This window comes from Bradyrhizobium sp. CCBAU 53340, assembly GCF_015291645.1.
GTDB lineage: Bacteria > Pseudomonadota > Alphaproteobacteria > Rhizobiales > Xanthobacteraceae > Bradyrhizobium.
Genome location: NZ_CP030055.1, coordinates 624136 through 638878 on the forward strand (window position 1 = coordinate 624136; position 14743 = coordinate 638878).

Below are 14743 nucleotides of genomic sequence, written 5' to 3' on the forward strand. Positions count from 1 at the left end.
CTTGATGCGCAAGTCGAATTATGAGAGATTTTTGCCATGCCAACGGAACGAGCCCCTTTCCGCGACCAGAACTCGACCGGGCCGGCCTACAGGCGCGGCTGGGTCGACGAGGCGGTGGCGGCAATCGAGGCGGACCAGTGCCGCACTGCGGACACGCATCTGATCCGCCTGATCGTGCCGGCGCTCTCGGGCATCGACATCTACCTGAAGGATGAATCGACCCATCCGACCGGCAGCCTGAAGCATCGGCTGGCGCGCTCGTTGTTTCTCTACGCGCTCTGCAACGGTCATATCCGCGAGGGCACGCCCGTGGTCGAGGCGTCGTCCGGCTCCACGGCGGTGTCGGAAGCCTACTTCGCGCAGATGATCGGCGTGCTGTTCTATGCGGTGATGCCACGCACGACATCGGCGGAGAAGGTCGCTGCGATCGAGCACTATGGCGGCCACTGCCACCTGATCGACGACGGCCGGGCGCTCTATGCCGAGGCGGCCGCGCTCGCCGCGCGGCTGGGCGGTCATTACATGGATCAGTTCACCTTTGCCGAACGCGCGACCGACTGGCGCGGCAACAACAACATCGCCGAGTCGATCTTCACCCAGCTCAAGGGCGAGCTTCATCCCGTGCCGGAATGGATCGTGATGGGCGCCGGGACCGGCGGCACTTCGGCGACGATTGGGCGTTACCTGCGCTACCGGCAATATCCAACGCGGCTCTGCGTCGCCGATGTCGAGCATTCCGCCTTCTTCGATTGCTTTCGCCACCAGGACTGCACGCAAGTCTGCGAGCGGCCGTCCCTGATCGAAGGGGTGGGCCGGCCGCGCTGCGAGCCCTCCTTCGTGCCCGGCGTGGTCGACCGCATGATGAAGATCCCGGACGCCGCGACGATCGCGGCAATGAACGTGTTGTCGCGCCGGCTGCGCCGCCCCGTCGGAGGTTCCACCGGCACCAACTTCCTCGCACTGTGCCGGCTCGCGGCGGAGATGCGACGGGAGCACATGACCGGGTCGCTCGTGACGCTGATCTGCGATTCCGGCGAGCGCTACCGGCAGACCTATTACGAGCCCGCCTGGTTGAATGCGCGCGGCCTCGACCCGGCGCCCGTGGAAGCCGCGCTGTCGTTGTTTCTCGCCACCGGCGAGCCGCCGACGCTCGCGGTCGAAGATGTCGCAAATCCGCAAAGCGCCAGGAGTATTGCGTGACGTTGATCGAAAGCATTGCCGGGGTCGCCGCGGACTCCCGGCTCGGCCAGGCATTGACGACGCGTGCCGAGATCCTGCGCCTGAGCGAAGCCGCGCATGACGCCGTGCTGGTGCCGCGTGAGCCCGGCGGCCTGAGCCACGGTCTGCGGGCCGCGCTCGCGGCGCGGATGTGCCGGCACCTCGACGATGCCGAGCTGACCGCGCATTACGAATCCTATCTGGCGCATTCGAGCGACATAGACCTCGCCGGTCTGGCTCATCCCGGCGGCGTCTGCGGCGATCCCGCACGTGACGCCATGGCGCGTCACGCCGATCTTCTGACGCTCGCGCCACGTAAGGCGATGCGACAGGACATCGATACGTTGAGGCAGGCCGGTATCGGAGATGCCGACATCGTGCGCCTGTCCGAGCTGGCAGCGTTCGTGAATTATCAGTTGCGCGTCGTCGCGGGCCTGAGGCTGCTGAAAGACGGTGAAGTCCGATGAGCGACGTCGTCCACGCCTTCACCACCACCGTCCCGACCTGGTCGCCTTATGTCAAGCCGGTCGAGTTCGCATCGGCAACGCCGGAGCAACTCGCGGCCATGAAGGTGACGCCGTCGAACAAGGGCGTCTCTCCTTACGTGCTCACGCTGGCACACGACCCCGAATCGCTCGCGATACGCTCACCCCTGTTCAATCTGATCATGTACGGCAAGGATGGCCTGTCTCCGGCCGAGCGTGAGCTCGGCGCGCTCAGCGCCTCCGTGGTGAATCATTGCGTCTATTGCGCCGCCGTGCACGCCTCGCGCTTCATCGGCCACTGCGGGCGCCATGATGTCGTCGAGGAGATATTTGCCGGCGAGCGTGAGGCGCAACTCGAAGCACGCCAGCAGGCGCTGTTCGATTTCGCCGCAAAGCTATCGACGACACCAATCGAGGCGTCGGCCGATGAAGAGCTTGCGCTCGCCGAGGCCGGATTGAGCCCGCTCGAGCAACTCGACCTCGTGCTGTCGGCTGCGATCTTCGGCTGGGCCAACCGGCTGATGCACACGCTGGGCGAGCCGCTGGCGCGTCCGGAGTCACCGTAGCTGGCTAGACCGGACGGCCTCCCCACCCGGTCGTCACAGCAACTTCACTTGCCATGCGTTCCGACCCGGGCGACGGTGGCCCCTTCTCAACGAGGAGACCTTCCGTGCGACTTCCCATTCTCGATCCGAAGCAGCTGACCGACGAACAGAAGCCGCTCTATGCCGACATGCAAGCGGGCATCAAGGACCACTTCAAGGGCTTTGTGAACATGCGCGACGACGGCGCGCTGCTCGGTCCCTGGAATCCCTGGATCCGCGAGCCGCGCTTCGGCAAGCCGGTGTGGGAGCTGGTCAAGGCGATCGCGTCGAATCCGCTGCTGCCGGCGCCGGTCCGCGAGGTGGCGATCCTGGTCACCGGCTCGCATTTCCGCTCCGGCTATGAGCTCTATGCCCATGTGCTGGTCGCCGAGCAGCGCGGCCTGTCCGACGAGAAGCTCGCGACCATCGTCGCCGGCCAGCGGCCGGTCGACCTCACCAAGCAGGAGGCGGTCGCCTACGACATGGCGTCTGCGCTGGTCAGCGGCGGGGTGTTGCCCGAATTGACCTGGCGCGCCGCAGTGAAGGAGTTCGGCGAACACGGCGCGGCCGAGTTGTCCTATCTCGTCGGCGTCTATTGCATGGTCTCGGTCACACTCAACACCTTCGACGTTCCGGTGCCGGATTAGACGCCGGTTCGGGATTCACTCCGCCGCCTTGCTTGCCGGCGGCGGAGATGCGAAGGCGATGCAGCGATTGCGGCCTTCGGCCTTGGCCTTGTAGAGCGCCTGGTCGGCCGCGCCCATCAGCGCGTCGATGCCGGACATGCTGACTGTGGCCTCCGCGATGCCGATGCTCGCGGTCAGGCCGAACTGGATTTTGCCGGCCAGGATCTGCGTGCTCATCACGCGCTTGCGGATGCGTTCGGCCACCGTCCTTGCACGCGACAGGCTGGTCTCGGGCAGGAGCACCGCAAATTCTTCGCCGCCGAGGCGGCCGACGATATCCGACTTGCGCTTTCCATCGAGGCACGCAGCCGCAACCGCCTTGATCGCGGCGTCGCCCACCGCGTGGCCATAGCGATCGTTGACGGACTTGAAATGGTCGATGTCGAGCATCAATACCGAGACGGAGCGATAGTAGCGCTGAAAGCGGCTCCATTCCGCATCGAGGCTGTCGAGGAAGTGGCGGCGGTTGTAGAGGCCGGTAAGCGGATCGGTGGTGGCGAGCGTCTCCAGCATCACCGCTTTTTGCGTCAGATCGGTGATGTCGACATAGGTCAGCATGCGGCCGCCATTCGACATGGTGGTGCAATGCGCCCTGATGCGTCTTCCGTCCGGCGTTTCGAGGTCGCGCACGTGATCGCCGGCCTTGACCTCCTCGACGCGCCGTGCAGGAAATTTCGCGAGCTCACTGTTCGGAAGGTTGGGCGCGCTGGCGCGGTGCAGGCGTCGCACCAGCGACGAATAGGCCGGCCGGACCGCAGCCTCCTCTTCGCCGACCTCCCAGAACCGCCGCATCCGCCGGTTCATGAAGGTGGCGTTCAAGTCTGAGTCGAGCAGGAGAACGCCGTCCTGAACATTCTCCAGGGCGTCCCGCAGCAGCTTCAGCTCGTCCGAGGTACGCACAATGTCGGTGACCGGCGTATAGGTCAGCATGCGCCCGCCGTCCGGCAATGGCGTGCATTGGACGCGCACGACGTCGCCATTGGTTTGGCGCACATCGACGGGGATCGGATCGCCAGCCTCGATCACGCGGACACGTTCCATCACATGGGCCTCGAGGTCGGGGTCCGGCACCTCATAGGCCCCGATGTCGCGCCCATGATGAAGCAGCGTGAGAATGGACGGATTGCTGTCGGCGACCTGGTCAGGCAAGTGCCACATCTGGCGAAACGACCGGTTGATGAGGCGCGCCCTGAGATTGGCATCGAGCAGCACGATTCCGGTCGGCACGTGATCAAGGGCTGCGCGCAGCGCCAGCATCTGGGCGCGCATCAGCGCATCGGATGAGCGCCCCTCGTCGCTGGCAGGACGATCGATGGCGTCCGGCTGCTCGAAGGCAACCCCGACCTGACGGTCCGATCGCCAGATCACCCGGCAACTCAGGACATCGCGTCCCTGAAGCCTGAGCTGGAACCGGTCGGGAACGCCGAGGCCGCTCTCCATTTCGAGCGTCGCAGCCTCCTCGGAAAGCCGGCGTACGACGCAGTCGATCGACGACTGGCCGAAATTGAAGAAGATCTTCCCGGCAAGGAACGTTCGTTCCGTGACCAAGCGGGACATTCGCAGCCTCCAGTGCGAAAATACAAAGCAAAAAGCCGAATGAGTGTCGCGCAAGGTTACTTGCGGCAATGTAACGCGTTCGACGTTTTCCGATGAGCAGGATTAACGACTGGTTGACGCGGTGTTTACAAAAGTCCACCGCGCCCCACGGTTAGTTGCGCACGGCGTAAAGCGGCGTCCTCAGCGTCACCTGATAGGACGGCTTCGGCATCCATGCGATTTGCGCGGTGATGCCGAACAGGCGGTTGTCATTGTCGTCCATGCGATCGAGGTCGAGCCGCAGGATCGGTTGGGTGAAGGATTCCGCTAGCGTCCGGCCCGCAAGCTGCGCGCCGCCGAAAGACTGCACTCCGAGGCGGCCGATGAACTTCCAGTTGCTCGGCCATTGGTAATAGCCGCCGGCATAAAGGATCGTGTTCGGCCGGATGCTGGCGAATGGGCTCGCGATCATGGTGTAGGTGTATTGCATGCCGGCAAGCCAGCCGCGCGTCTCGTCCTCGTCGAGCGCGTAGTCGAACTCCAGGATGTTGTTGAACGAGTTGGTCATGCCAGGCTCGTTCGGGACCGACTGCGTCACGGTCGATTGCAACGTGATGGTCGGGATCTTGCCGCCGTTCTGCTGATGGAGATCGGCCTGCATCCCGATGTTCCAGCTGGTGATGTCGAAGGTCGACCAGCCGCCGCCGAGGTCTGTGGTCGAGCCCGACACCCCGCCATAGAGCGAGACGCGATCGCTGACGTCGACAGTCAGCGGCAGGTCGACCGCAATCGATTTCGCAGCCGAAAATCCGTTCGGCAGCGCCGTGCCCCGTCGAGCCGCCAGCGCCTCGAACGCCGCCGACAACGACGTGTTGCCAAAGCCGAGCCCGAGTGTGCCCGCGGGAATCGTGGCATAGATCGTGCGCAGATCGAGGTAGATGTTCGGGACAACAGGCTTTGCCGGCGCTTCCTCATCGGCGGCGAAGGCGGCGCCTGCCGATATCGTCAGGCAAAGCAATCCTGTCGCAACAGCGCGCCAAGCCGTAACATGCAATGGCCTGCGATGTGACAAGTGACAATCCGATGCGTGGCGTGTGACGACAACGGATTACTAGATGGAACGCGTTCGCGGGTGTGGTCAAGTGGGATCCCAGGCGAGGAACGCGATGGATGCGCGCAGTTGCCCTGTCGTGGCCGCACCGGCTTGCTCTCCCGCAAGTGGAGAGGCGAGAATGTGCGTTACTTCTCCACCGCGCGTCTGACCTGCTCGCCGATCTGCGACAGCACAAGCTGCGCCTGCGGCAGGATCGCGCCCATGGCGTGGAAATTGTGAACCATGCCGTCGTGGCAGACGTGCTCGACCACAACGCCCGCGGCGAGCAGCTTGCGGGCATAGGCATTGCCTTCGTCGCGCATCGGGTCGAATTCGGCGGTGTGGATGATCGCGGTCGGCAGGCCGGCGAGCCGTGTCGCGCGCAAGGGCGAGATGCGGGGATCGGCGGCATCCAGTCCTTCGGGCAGGTAGTCGGACAGATCGGCCTCGATCGTGGCGCGGTCGATCAGATGACCTTCGGCGAACGCTTCGCGCGAGGGTGAGACCTCCTCGAAATCGAGCACCGGGCAGATCAGGCATTGCGCGACAATGGACAGGCCAGCGCTCTGCGTCGCCTCCTGGCACACGATCGCGGCCAGCGTGGCTCCGGCAGAATCGCCGCCGATCACCAGCCGTTCGGCATCGATGCCGAGCGTTTCAGCTTCCCGCGCGACCCATTCCGTCGCTGCGATCGCATCATCGACGGCAGCAGGATACTTGTGCTCGGGCGCGAGGCGGTAGTCGACCGACACGACGCGGCAGCCGGTCGCATGCGCCAGCGCCGCCGCGATGCGGTCATGCGTCGCAATGCTGCCGGCCACCAGTCCGCCGCCATGAAAGAACACGAAGCCCGGCACGCGTTCGCCGGCGGAGGCGGGCGAATAGAGGCGGTAGGGCAGCTCTCCGCCCGGACCGGGCAACATGCCGTCGGAGGCCGTCACATCGGGCGCTTCGGCGCGTGCGAACTGCATCAGCTTCGCCAGCGATTGCCGCCGTACCTCGACGCTTGGCCGGGTCCGTGCCTGAGGTGCAGCCGCAGCCACCATGGTCAACAAGCGCTTTGCGAGCGGATCGAGCGGCATGGGAAACTCCGGGACGTGCGCGGCACTATAGCCGGTTTGGTCGCGTTGTTGTCTTATCCTCTGCGGAGGGAGAGGGGTGCTTTGCCGCAGCAAATCGTTTAGAAATTGGGGCAATAGTGCCCGGATATTTTTCGAGGGAGGCCCTGATATGGCCGAGATCAAGAAGCCGATCGAATATTCGCCGAGCTGGACCTTCTTCGAGGGCAAATGGCACGACGGCAATGTTCCGATCATGGGGCCGCGCACGCATGGGGCCTGGCTCGGCTCGGTGGTGTTCGACGGCGCCCGCGCGTTCGAAGGCGTCGCGCCCGATCTCGATCGACACATCGCCCGCGCCAATCAGTCCGCGATCAATTTCGGCCTGAAGCCAGTGGTCGATGCCGGCACCTGGCTCACGCTCGCGAACGAAGGCATTGCGCGCTTCGCCGCGAATGCCGAGCTCTATATCCGTCCAATGTACTGGGCGCAGAACGGGTTGGGCGGCGGCGTGCTGTTTGATCCCGAGACCACCAATTGGTGCCTGTGCATCTACGAGGCGCCGATGCCGAAACCAACGGGCAATGCGATCACGCTGTCGCCGTTCCGCAGGCCCACCGCCGAATGCGCGCCGGTCGATGCGAAAGCGGCCTGTCTCTACCCGAACAATTCGCGCGCCCTTGCCGAAGCCGCCTCGCGCGGCTTCCAGAACGCGCTGATGCTCGACCTGCTCGGCAACGTTGCCGAGTTCGGCAATTCCAACGTGTTCATGGCCAAGGACGGTGTCGTCTTCACGCCGGCGCCGAACGGCACTTTCCTCAACGGGATCACGCGCCAGCGCGTGATCAGCCTGCTCCGCGGCGACGGCGTTGCCGTGGTCGAGACGACCCTGCGCTATCAGGACTTTCTTGCCGCCGACGAGATTTTCTCGACCGGCAATTTTGCCAAGGTCGCGCCGGTGATTCGTATCGACGAGCGGGAGCTACAGCCGGGTCCCTTCTACACCAAGGCGCGCAAGCTCTATTGGGAGTTTGCGCATGCGGTGAAGCTGGCGGCGTAGGCGCGCCCGCCAATCAACCCGCTGTCATCGCCCGCGAAGGCGGGCGATCCAGTATTCCAGAGACGTTGATTGTCGACCGAGAAGCTGAGGCGTACTGGATGCCCCGCCTTCGCGCGGCATGACACCTGCTTCTAACGGCTTCTCCTAAACCGGCTGTACTGAAACGCCTGCGTCGAATGCCACGGCGTCTGATGCAGCTCGCTTCGCGTCTCGACCAGCTCGAAGTCCGGCCCCAACTCCGCCGAAAGGCTCGTGCTGTCGTGCCGCTGCACTGGCAGGCCGCTGCATTTCTCCGGGCCGTCGGGCGCGAACGTCGCGATGATCACTTGGCCGCCTGGCGCGACCGCCGACCGCAGGCGCTCGATGTAGGCGGCTCGGTTGTGCGGATCGGTCAGAAAGTGAAACGCAGCGCGATCGTGCCAGACATCATAGGTCTTCACAGGCCGCCATGTCGTGGCGTCGGCAACGATCCAGTCGACCGTCGAGGCGGCGGTGCCGATTCGCTGCTTCGTTGCGTCGAGCGCGTTGGCGGAGAGGTCCAGCACGGTGAGATTGCGGTATCCGTCCTGCAGGAGCGCGTCCACCAGCCGCGACGCGCCGCCGCCGACGTCGATGATGGCGGCGTCATGATTCGAACTGGCCGCACGAATCATGCCGAGCGAGATCGCTGGGCTTTCCTGAAACCAGCTGACCTCGGTCTCGCCCTTGGTGGCGTAGACGTTCTGCCAGTGCGGGGTGCGGTCGGACATGGAAGCTCCGGCCTTGGCCGGATGGCCGCGCGGCTGACGGCGCCGCGATCAATTGGTCGTTGGCGCGCCCGCCGCATGCGGGCGCGCTGGTGCGTGCGAGAGACTACTCGTCCTTCTTGGACATCCGCTCGAGGCGTTCCTGCATGTCCTTCATCTGCTGGCGCAGATCGTCGATGTTGGTGTCCTTGGGCGCCTCGGCATTCGCGTCGGGCTCAGGCTCCGGAGTCGCCGAGCGTGCCGGCGAGGCGAAGGGCTTGAACATCGAGAAGGTCTGCTGGAACAGCTCCATGTTGCGGCGGACCTGCTCCTCCAGCGGGGCAAAAGGCGTGCCGGACAGCGTATTGGCGATCTGCTTGCGGAACTTCTCCTGCTCCTGGGTCAGGGTCGCGATCGACTGTTCCAGATATTTTGGCACCACCATCTGCATGCTGTCGCCGTAGAAGCGGATCAGCTGGCGCAGGAAGGTGGTCGGCAAGAGGTTCTGGCCGGCCTTGTTCTCCTGCTCGAAAATGATCTGGGCAAGCACGGAGCGGGTGATGTCGTCGCCGGTCTTGGCGTCGTAAACCAGGAAATCTTCGCCGTCCTTGACCATGGCGGCGAGATCTTCGAGCGTCACATAGGTGCTCGTTCCGGTGTTATAGAGCCGGCGGTTCGCGTATTTCTTGATCGTGGTGGGTTGGTCTGATTTCGCCATGGGCTCTCACTTGCAAGCGCGGAGAACAGGAACCTGCAGGGCTATGCCGCAGGGCGGGAAGAGTACGCAACGCAACAAAATAAGCATTTTCAAGGGGCTCACGCTACCGTTTTGTGCGGCACGGTTAATCGCGGAGCAAAATCCTGCTTGCGAAAGCGCCAAGAACGCTATTTTGAATGCGCTGCGGCATGAATTCGGTCCCCGGCCGATTGACATGCCTCAACGACGTTAACAGGATGGCTGACGAGACTGGCGAACGCTTTTCCAGCCCGCCCGCCCCCAATAGAACCTCAAGCCTCAGGAGATGCCCATGTCAGACGATGTCGTCATCGTCAGCGCCGCCCGCACCCCGGTCGGAAGCTTCAACGGAGCCTTCGCGACCCTTCCCGCCCATGATCTCGGTGCCGTCGCCATTAAGGCCGCACTGGAGCGCGGGGGCATCGAGCCCGGCCGGGTCTCGGAAGTCATCATGGGCCAGATCTTGACCGCAGGTCAGGGGCAAAACCCGGCCCGCCAGGCCTCGATCATCGCCGGCATCCCCGTGGACAGCCCGGCCTGGGGTGTCAACCAACTCTGCGGCTCGGGACTGCGCGCGGTCGCGCTCGGCTATCAGGCGCTGGTCAACGGCGATTCCGACATCGTGGTCGCTGGTGGGCAGGAGTCCATGAGCATGGCGCAGCACGCCCAGCACCTGCGCGGCGGCGTCAAGATGGGCAGTCTCGAATTCGTTGACACCATGATCAAGGACGGCCTGTGGGACGCCTTCAACGGCTACCACATGGGCAACACCGCCGAGAACGTGGCCAAGCAATTCCAGATCACCCGCGCCCAGCAGGACGAGTTCGCGGTCGCCTCGCAGAACAAGGCGGAGGCCGCACAGAAGGCCGGCAAGTTCAAGGACGAGATCGTTCCGGTCACCGTCAAGAGCCGCAAGGGTGACGTGGTGATCGACACCGACGAATATCCGCGCCACGGCGCAACCATCGACGCGATGGGCAAGCTTCGGCCGGCCTTCGAGAAGGACGGCACGGTGACGGCCGGCAACGCATCCGGCATCAATGATGGCGCAGCCGCCGTCGTGTTGATGACCGCGAAGCAGGCGGCCAAGGAAGGCAAGAAGCCGCTCGCCCGAATCGTGTCCTGGGCGCATGCCGGCGTCGATCCGAAGATCATGGGTACCGGCCCGATCCCGGCTTCGCGTTTGGCGTTGAAGAAGGCCGGCTGGAACGTCGGCGATCTCGATCTGATCGAGGCCAACGAGGCCTTCGCGGCGCAGGCCTGCGCCGTTAACAAGGACCTCGGCTGGGACACCTCCAAGGTCAACGTCAACGGCGGCGCGATCGCGATCGGCCATCCGATCGGTGCTTCCGGCGCGCGCGTGCTGGTGACGCTGCTGCACGAGATGCAGAAGCGCGATTCGAAGAAGGGCCTCGCCACGCTGTGCATCGGCGGCGGCATGGGTATCGCGATGTGTCTGGCGCGCGACTGAGCTTACACTTGACTGACGGGTGCGCTGCACACGTTGGTGAGTGCGTTGCACGCGATTAAAAAGGCAGCGGTTGCAAATCAAATATTCTTCGCAACCGCGCAAGCCTCGACTAAATACAAACGCCCGGCTGAACGCCGGGCGTTTTGTTCTTGATGTCCGTCAAACCAACCGCATAATCCACCGTTAAAAACGATCACTTCAGAAACGTCCGAAGAGTCCAAGGGAAGGAATACGACATGGCACGTGTTGCATTGGTCACGGGTGGTACGCGCGGCATTGGTGCTGCGATCAGCAAGGCGCTGAAAGCGGCTGGCTACAAGGTCGCGGCGAGTTATGCCGGCAACGATGCGGCGGCGGAGAAGTTCAAGGCCGAGACCGGCATCGCCGTCTACAAATGGGACGTCAGCAGCTTCGATGCCTGCGCCGAGGGCGTGAAGAAGGTCGAAGCCGACCTCGGCCCGATCGAGGTGCTCGTCAACAATGCCGGCATCACCCGCGACACCGCCTTCCACAAGATGACGCTCGAGCAATGGAACGCGGTCATCAGCACCAATCTCGGCTCGCTGTTCAACATGACGCGCCAGGTGATCGAGGGCATGCGCGCGCGCAAGTTCGGCCGCATCATCTCGATCTCGTCGATCAACGGCCAGAAGGGCCAGTTCGGCCAGGTCAATTATTCCGCGGCGAAAGCCGGCGACATCGGCTTCACCAAGGCGCTTGCGCTCGAGAACGCCAAGGGCGGCATCACCGTCAATGCGATCTGCCCGGGTTACATCAACACTGAAATGGTGCAGGCCGTGCCGAAGGACGTCCTGGAGAAGAGCGTGATCCCGCAGATCCCGGCCGCCCGGCTTGGCGAGCCCGAGGAGATCGCGCGGGCGGTCGTGTTCCTGGCGGCCGACGAGGCCGGCTTCATCACGGGATCGACGATGACCATCAATGGCGGCCAGTATCTCGCCTGACGGGGCATCAAGCCTGTAGCGCCAGGCACGACAAGGCGATAGTGAAGACGCAAATGCCCGGCCTCGCGCCGGGCATAAGCGTCCTCGGAAGCCTTTTGATTCATGACCCCGCGCACCGCCACACTGATCGGATTGACCGCGATTCTGATGTGGTCGCTGCTGTCAGTAATGACGGTGGCGACCGGCAAGATTCCGGCGTTCCAGCTCGCGGCCATGACGTTTGCGATCGGCGGTCTCGTTGGGCTCCTGACCTGGATCGGCCGCGGTGATGCCGCGAAAAGCCTGCGCCAGCCGCTGGCCGTGTGGGTCGTCGGCGTCGGCGGTCTGTTCGGCTATCACGCGCTCTATTTCCTCGCATTGCGTTTCGCGCCGCCGGCCGAGGCCGGTCTTCTCAATTACATGTGGCCGCTGCTGATCGTGCTGTTCTCGTCGTTCCTGCCGGGCGAGCGGCTTGCCGTGCATCACATCATCGGCGCCGTGCTTGGCCTGGTGGGCACCGTGCTATTGTTCGCCGGCAATACCTCGGGCTTTGCGCCGGGTGCGGTGCCGGGATTGATCGCGGCCTTCATCGCCGCCTTCGTGTGGGCGACCTATTCGGTGCTGTCGCGGCGGTTGAAGGCCGTTCCGACCGATGCGGTCGCAGGCTTCTGCCTCGCCACATCGGTGCTCGCCGCGCTGATGCATGGTGCGCTGGAAGCCACGGTGTGGCCCGAGACGCTGCTGCAATGGCTCGCCGTGATCGGGCTCGGCATCGGCCCTGTCGGTGCGGCCTTCTACGCCTGGGACATCGGCATGAAGCGCGGCGACATCCGCGTGCTCGGCGCCGCATCTTACGCGACGCCGCTATTGTCGACCGGCTTCCTCATCGCCGCGGGCTTTGCCAAAGCCAGCGCCAACATCGCCATCGCCGCGATCCTGATCGCCGGCGGTGGCCTGATCGCGGCCAAGGACATGGTGCTGCGAAAGCGCTGACGGTCCGACTACGGCTCCCAGCCTTTCGGCGCGAGCTCGAATTTTGCAAACTCGAAGGCCGGCGCCACGGTGCAGCCGACCAGCGTCCACTCGCCTGACGTCTCCGCCATTTGCCAGGCATCCGCCGGCACGATCGCCTGCGGCCGTTCGCCGCTCGCAAGGTCAGTGCCGAGCCGCACCTCGTGCTGGGAGCAGCCGTCGTGGGCGATGCGTAGCGTCAGCGGGCTGCCGGCGTAATAATGCCAGGTCTCGACCGCGTCGATGCGGTGCCAGTGCGAGCGCTCGCCGCGCGCGAGCAGGAAATAGATGAGAGTTGAGCGCGAACGGCCATTGGCGTCCGTGGTCTGGTCGCGAAAGGTCTCGCGGTAGTGCCCGCCTTCGGGATGGGGTCTGAGTTCAAGGCGCGCGATGATCTCGGCTGCGGTCGGCATCGATCCCCGTCAGGACTTGGTCTTCAGCACTTGGTCTTCAGGATTTGATCTTCAGGATTTGTTCTTGCGCTCGCGCAGCTCACCGAAGACTGCGGCGGCATCCGCACCCTTCATGTGTAGCCTGGCTGCGACCGCTGGTTCATCGGCGCGCAGGAACACGTTTGCTCGCTTCTCATCACCAAGCAGTGAGGGAATGGTCGGTTTGTTCTCGGCCCGCAGCTTCGCAACCTCGGCCGCACGCGCCTGCAGCGCCGCATTGTCGGGCTCGACGGTGAGCGCGAACTTGACGTTGGACGCGGTGTATTCGTGGCCGCAATAGAGCTTGAAGTCGTCGGGCAGGGCTCGCAGCTTCAAAAGCGAGTCCCACATCATCGGATAGTTGCCTTCGAACACGCGGCCGCAGCCGATCGAGAACAGCGTATCGGCGGCAAACAGCGTCTTCTCGGTATCGAACACGTAGGAGATGTGGTCGAGCGTGTGGCCTGGTGTCTCCAGCACGCGCCCGAGCAGCGTGCCGATCTTGATCACGTCGCCGTTGGCGACGCGCAAATCGACGTTGGCGATCTTCGTCGTCTTGTCATGGGGCGCGATGACGCGGCAATTGTATTTCTGCTTGAGCTCGGCGACCCCGCCGACATGATCGCCATGATGATGGGTGATCAGGATGTCGGTGAGCTGCCAGCCCTCGCGCTCCAGCGCGTTGATGATCGGACCGGCCTCGGGCGCGTCGATCGAGGCGGTTGCCTTGGTTTCCACATCGTGGATCAGATAACCGAAATTGTCGTTTAAACAGGTGAAAGTACGAATTTCGGCGGCCATGACTTCTCCATCGCGCTCAGCCCCGCCAGACAAATATGGCGTTAACGTTGCGCAGGCAATGCAATATTGGGCGCGCGGCTGCGCCCCGGCGCATGTTACATTGCCGTCATGACCATCGATGTCGTCGACCTCAGAGAATTCTATTCCCGCCGCCTCGGCATCGTGGCGCGGCAGATGATCAATCGCGGCATCAGGGAACGCTGGCCGGGCGCCGAGGGCCAGCGCGTGCTCGGTGTCGGCTACCCGACGCCCTATCTCGGGCTGTTCCGCGAGGACGCGGAGCGCTGCATCGCCTTCATGCCGGCAGCCCAGGGTGTGTTGAAATGGCCGACGGGGCGGCCCGCGCTGGCCGCGCTGGTCGACGAATTCTCACTGCCGCTTCCCGAGGCCGCGGTGGACCGCATCCTGCTGGTCCATGCACTCGAGATGTCGGATGATCCGGCCGCACTGCTGCGTGAGGTCTGGCGGGTGCTGTCGCCGTCCGGCCGCGTCATCGCCGTGATCCCGAACCGGCGCGGGGTATGGACGCGCAGCGACAACACGCCGTTCGGCCACGGTCGTCCCTATTCCCGCTCGCAGATCACCGACCTGTTGCGCCAGACCTGGTTCACGCCGACCGCCTGGGGCGAGGCGTTGTTCATGCCCCCCTACGCGGGACGTTGGGTGCTGAAATCGGCGCAGATGTGGGAGCGCGCCGGAGCGGCGCTGTCGCTGCCGTTCGCGGGCGTCCACATCGTCGAAGCGACCAAGCAGGTCTATCGCGCGATCCCCGCCAAGCGCGAACGGGCGCGGCTGATTCCCTCGTTGAAGCCGGTGCTGGTGCCGTCATCGACGACGGTGACGCGGGCCTGAAAACAAATCGTCCCGGCAAAGCCGGGACGATGCAGTCCATGAAGATCAGATTTGG

Annotated in this window: 16 protein-coding genes; 9 read left to right on the forward strand and 7 right to left on the reverse strand. The window is 64.2% G+C overall.

Annotation, left to right across the window (positions count from 1 at the left end; all coding sequences use genetic code 11):
* The first annotated feature begins 36 nt into the window (after positions 1-36).
* From XH89_RS02870 to XH89_RS02885, 4 genes are all read left to right on the forward strand, one after another.
* Positions 37-1200: a PLP-dependent cysteine synthase family protein gene (locus XH89_RS02870; protein ID WP_194465633.1), complete on the forward strand. Its 1164-nt coding sequence runs from the start codon at positions 37-39 to the stop codon at positions 1198-1200.
* Positions 1197-1685 carry a CMD domain-containing protein gene (locus tag XH89_RS02875; RefSeq protein ID WP_194465634.1) on the forward strand — a complete coding sequence of 163 codons (489 nt, stop codon included), beginning with the start codon at positions 1197-1199 and terminating at the stop codon, positions 1683-1685. The genes XH89_RS02870 and XH89_RS02875 overlap by 4 nt, the downstream gene beginning before the upstream one ends.
* Positions 1682-2269 (forward strand): peroxidase-related enzyme, encoded by a 588-nt coding sequence (locus tag XH89_RS02880; RefSeq protein WP_194465635.1) that lies wholly within the window; start codon positions 1682-1684, stop codon positions 2267-2269. The genes XH89_RS02875 and XH89_RS02880 overlap by 4 nt, the downstream gene beginning before the upstream one ends.
* 104 nt (positions 2270-2373) lie before the next feature.
* Entirely contained in the window at positions 2374-2934 is a 561-nt protein-coding gene (locus XH89_RS02885) for a carboxymuconolactone decarboxylase family protein (protein ID WP_194465636.1), read from the forward strand.
* A gap of 15 nt (positions 2935-2949) precedes the next feature.
* Here XH89_RS02885 and XH89_RS02890 read toward each other — a convergent pair whose 3' ends face one another.
* The 3 genes from XH89_RS02890 to XH89_RS02900 all read right to left on the reverse strand — a co-directional run bounded on the left by XH89_RS02890 (position 2950) and on the right by XH89_RS02900 (position 6684).
* Complete coding sequence (locus XH89_RS02890; protein ID WP_194465637.1) at positions 2950-4530, reverse strand: sensor domain-containing diguanylate cyclase; 1581 nt, start codon at positions 4528-4530, stop codon at positions 2950-2952.
* A 151-nt stretch (positions 4531-4681) separates the two neighbouring features.
* The gene (locus XH89_RS02895; RefSeq protein WP_194465638.1) at positions 4682-5581 is read right to left on the reverse strand and encodes a hypothetical protein; all 900 of its coding nucleotides are present in this window, start codon (positions 5579-5581) and stop codon (positions 4682-4684) included.
* A 167-nt stretch (positions 5582-5748) separates the two neighbouring features.
* Positions 5749-6684, reverse strand: a complete 936-nt coding sequence (locus XH89_RS02900) for an alpha/beta hydrolase (protein ID WP_194465639.1) — start codon at positions 6682-6684, stop codon at positions 5749-5751.
* A gap of 148 nt (positions 6685-6832) precedes the next feature.
* On the opposite strand from XH89_RS02900, the gene XH89_RS02905 reads away from it, so the two are divergent.
* Positions 6833-7720, forward strand: coding sequence for a branched-chain amino acid aminotransferase (locus XH89_RS02905; protein ID WP_194465640.1), 888 nt, complete (start codon positions 6833-6835; stop codon positions 7718-7720).
* Between the two features lie 131 nt (positions 7721-7851).
* Here the strand turns inward: XH89_RS02905 and XH89_RS02910 are convergent, their stop codons facing one another.
* Both XH89_RS02910 and phaR read right to left on the reverse strand, forming a co-directional pair.
* Positions 7852-8469: a trans-aconitate 2-methyltransferase gene (locus XH89_RS02910; protein WP_194465641.1), complete on the reverse strand. Its 618-nt coding sequence runs from the start codon at positions 8467-8469 to the stop codon at positions 7852-7854.
* A gap of 103 nt (positions 8470-8572) precedes the next feature.
* Positions 8573-9163: a polyhydroxyalkanoate synthesis repressor PhaR gene (gene phaR, locus XH89_RS02915; RefSeq protein ID WP_194465642.1), complete on the reverse strand. Its 591-nt coding sequence runs from the start codon at positions 9161-9163 to the stop codon at positions 8573-8575.
* Between the two features lie 310 nt (positions 9164-9473).
* Here phaR and XH89_RS02920 point away from each other — a divergent pair, with 310 nt between their 5' ends.
* From XH89_RS02920 to XH89_RS02930, 3 genes are all read left to right on the forward strand, one after another.
* Positions 9474-10652 carry an acetyl-CoA C-acetyltransferase gene (locus XH89_RS02920; RefSeq protein WP_194465643.1) on the forward strand — a complete coding sequence of 393 codons (1179 nt, stop codon included), beginning with the start codon at positions 9474-9476 and terminating at the stop codon, positions 10650-10652.
* A gap of 236 nt (positions 10653-10888) precedes the next feature.
* Positions 10889-11614: an acetoacetyl-CoA reductase gene (gene phbB, locus XH89_RS02925; protein WP_194465644.1), complete on the forward strand. Its 726-nt coding sequence runs from the start codon at positions 10889-10891 to the stop codon at positions 11612-11614.
* A gap of 102 nt (positions 11615-11716) precedes the next feature.
* On the forward strand, positions 11717-12586 hold the full coding sequence (locus XH89_RS02930) for a DMT family transporter (protein WP_194465645.1): 870 nt from the start codon (positions 11717-11719) through the stop codon (positions 12584-12586).
* 8 nt (positions 12587-12594) lie between these two features.
* Here the strand turns inward: XH89_RS02930 and XH89_RS02935 are convergent, their stop codons facing one another.
* A complete protein-coding gene (locus XH89_RS02935) occupies positions 12595-13017 on the reverse strand; it encodes a cupin domain-containing protein (RefSeq protein WP_194465646.1) in 423 nt (140 codons plus the stop codon).
* Positions 13018-13068: 51 nt separating this feature from the next.
* On the reverse strand, positions 13069-13836 hold the full coding sequence (gloB, locus tag XH89_RS02940; protein WP_194465647.1) for a hydroxyacylglutathione hydrolase: 768 nt from the start codon (positions 13834-13836) through the stop codon (positions 13069-13071).
* A 108-nt stretch (positions 13837-13944) separates the two neighbouring features.
* On the opposite strand from gloB, the gene XH89_RS02945 reads away from it, so the two are divergent.
* Entirely contained in the window at positions 13945-14688 is a 744-nt protein-coding gene (locus XH89_RS02945) for a methyltransferase domain-containing protein (protein ID WP_194465648.1), read from the forward strand.
* Positions 14689-14743 lie beyond the last annotated feature (55 nt).

What these genes read in the sequence shown, in the direction of transcription:
- XH89_RS02870 (WP_194465633.1), top strand. Translation starts at nt 37, where the DNA reads ATGCCAACGGAACGAGCCCCTTTCCGCGACCAGAACTCGACCGGGCCG.
- XH89_RS02880 (WP_194465635.1), top strand. Translation starts at nt 1,682, where the DNA reads ATGAGCGACGTCGTCCACGCCTTCACCACCACCGTCCCGACCTGGTCG.
- XH89_RS02890 (WP_194465637.1), bottom strand. Translation starts at nt 4,530, where the DNA reads ATGTCCCGCTTGGTCACGGAACGAACGTTCCTTGCCGGGAAGATCTTC.
- XH89_RS02900 (WP_194465639.1), bottom strand. Translation starts at nt 6,684, where the DNA reads ATGCCGCTCGATCCGCTCGCAAAGCGCTTGTTGACCATGGTGGCTGCG.
- XH89_RS02905 (WP_194465640.1), top strand. Translation starts at nt 6,833, where the DNA reads ATGGCCGAGATCAAGAAGCCGATCGAATATTCGCCGAGCTGGACCTTC.
- XH89_RS02910 (WP_194465641.1), bottom strand. Translation starts at nt 8,469, where the DNA reads ATGTCCGACCGCACCCCGCACTGGCAGAACGTCTACGCCACCAAGGGC.
- phaR (WP_194465642.1), bottom strand. Translation starts at nt 9,163, where the DNA reads ATGGCGAAATCAGACCAACCCACCACGATCAAGAAATACGCGAACCGC.
- XH89_RS02920 (WP_194465643.1), top strand. Translation starts at nt 9,474, where the DNA reads ATGTCAGACGATGTCGTCATCGTCAGCGCCGCCCGCACCCCGGTCGGA.
- phbB (WP_194465644.1), top strand. Translation starts at nt 10,889, where the DNA reads ATGGCACGTGTTGCATTGGTCACGGGTGGTACGCGCGGCATTGGTGCT.
- XH89_RS02930 (WP_194465645.1), top strand. Translation starts at nt 11,717, where the DNA reads ATGACCCCGCGCACCGCCACACTGATCGGATTGACCGCGATTCTGATG.
- XH89_RS02935 (WP_194465646.1), bottom strand. Translation starts at nt 13,017, where the DNA reads ATGCCGACCGCAGCCGAGATCATCGCGCGCCTTGAACTCAGACCCCAT.
- gloB (WP_194465647.1), bottom strand. Translation starts at nt 13,836, where the DNA reads ATGGCCGCCGAAATTCGTACTTTCACCTGTTTAAACGACAATTTCGGT.
- XH89_RS02945 (WP_194465648.1), top strand. Translation starts at nt 13,945, where the DNA reads ATGACCATCGATGTCGTCGACCTCAGAGAATTCTATTCCCGCCGCCTC.